Raw genomic sequence first — 373 nt, forward strand, 5'->3', positions numbered from 1 at the left:
CGGATTGCGTCACAATCCAAGAATTTCACCTCTGACAGTTAAATACGAATGCCCCCAACTATCCCTATTAATCATTACCTCAGCCTAGAAACCAACAAAATAGACCAAGGTCCTATCTCATTATTCCATGCTAATGTATTCAAGGCATAAGCCTGCTTTAAACACTCTAATTTTTTCACAGTAAACGATGGGGAGTTCGCAACCCGTAAGTTAATACAAGAAGCGCCTTCCCCAAGGATGGCAAGAGACGATACAGGTGCAGACCCCTTGCGAGGCCGACCGATCACTCCCAACAGAAATCCAACTACGAGCTTTTTAACCGCAACAACTTTAATATACGCTATTGGAGCTGGAATTACCGCTAGTATGCCAG

Annotated in this window: 1 protein-coding gene; it reads right to left on the bottom strand. The window is 44.0% G+C overall.

What is annotated here, in order from left to right:
- Positions 1-74: 74 nt before the first annotated feature.
- Positions 75-373 (bottom strand): hypothetical protein (locus tag CIL05_RS22505; RefSeq protein WP_439144859.1); only part of this gene is annotated, 299 nt, incomplete at its 5' end.

It is taken from the genome of Virgibacillus profundi, assembly GCF_002287375.1.
GTDB lineage: Bacteria > Bacillota > Bacilli > Bacillales > Amphibacillaceae > Virgibacillus_K > Virgibacillus_K profundi.